The organism is Synechococcus sp. H55.9 (assembly GCF_047462355.1).
GTDB lineage: Bacteria > Cyanobacteriota > Cyanobacteriia > Thermostichales > Thermostichaceae > Thermostichus.
In genome coordinates this window covers 3541-4691 of the sequence record NZ_JANSJB010000132.1, presented here as the reverse complement: position 1 = coordinate 4691, position 1151 = coordinate 3541, and the positions used below count along the sequence as shown (strand labels likewise).

General features: G+C 62.6%; 1 protein-coding gene. It reads right to left on the bottom strand.

The window, feature by feature from the left end; all coding sequences use genetic code 11:
• Nucleotides 1-35: 35 nt before the first annotated feature.
• Nucleotides 36-1151: UPF0182 family protein (locus NW857_RS12285; RefSeq protein ID WP_414369107.1), on the bottom strand; the 1116-nt coding region annotated here is incomplete at its 5' end.

Here is a 1151-nt window from a genome sequence, read left to right as displayed (position 1 = left end):
TGGCTGTGGGAAATCTGAGAAGGGATCCCCCAGCCTCAGCGGTTGGAGCGGCGACTGCCGGTGGGGGAGAAGAGGGCTTCCAGGGCCTGGCTGAGGGTTGGCTCCATCACCACCCGGTCTTCGTAGGCGGCGATGACCCGGGTGAGCTGGGGCAGGCGGCCCTGTTCTGCCTCCAGGTAGAGGGGCTGGACGTAGAGAAGCGAGGTCTCAATGGGGATGACCAGCAGGTTGCCCAGGTTCACCCGCGACCCGTGTTCGTTCCAGAGGGCGATTTGCTCGGAAATGGCGGGATCCTGGTTGACCCGCGCCTCTACCTGTTCCGGCCCGTAGATAAGGCGCTGCTTGGAAAACTCATACACCAGCAGCTTGCCGTAGTTTTCCCCATCGCAGCGGGCGGCCATCCAAGCCACCATGTTCTGCTTGTTGAGGGGGGTGAAGGGGGAAAGCAAGACAAACTCGGGCCGGTTTGGGGATCCCTTTTGTGGCTCCTCCGGCAAGGTGAGGATGAGGTACTGGGGCTGCATGGGAAGGCGTCGCCGGTTGCGGAATTGGTTGGGGATCTGCCACTGGTCTTCCCGGTTGTAGAAGAGGCGGGGATCCGTCATGTGGTAGGCGGCAAATTGCTGCACCTGCAGGCGGAAGAGATCCTGGGGGTAGCGGATGTGCCGCCGCAGCGGCTCCGGCATGGCCTCTAGGGGCTGGAACAGGCTGGGGTAGATGCGGGCGTAGGCTTGGATGAGGGGATCCCGAGGGTCGGCGATGTACCAGTCGATGCTGCCGTTGTAGGCGTCCAGCACCGCCTTGACCGAGTTGCGGATGTAGTTGAAGGGGAAGCCGGGCAGATGCTCGGAGTAGGGGTAGCGGCTGCTGGTGGTGTAGGCATCGAAAAACCAGTAGAGTTTGCCACCTTGAATCACCAAGTAGGGATCCTGGTCGTAGAGCAAAAAGGGCATCACCTGGCGCACCCGTTCCCGGATCTGGCGGCGATAGAGAAAGCGGCTGCTGGCGGAAAGCTCGCGGCTGAGAAGGATGCGCAGATCCCGGAAGTGCCAGGCGTAGAGAAAGCGCTGCCAGAGGTGGGGGATGGGCACGCCGCCCGTGCCGCGGTAGCTGCTGTAGACATAGCGATCGGCAGCGGGATAGTCCAGCTC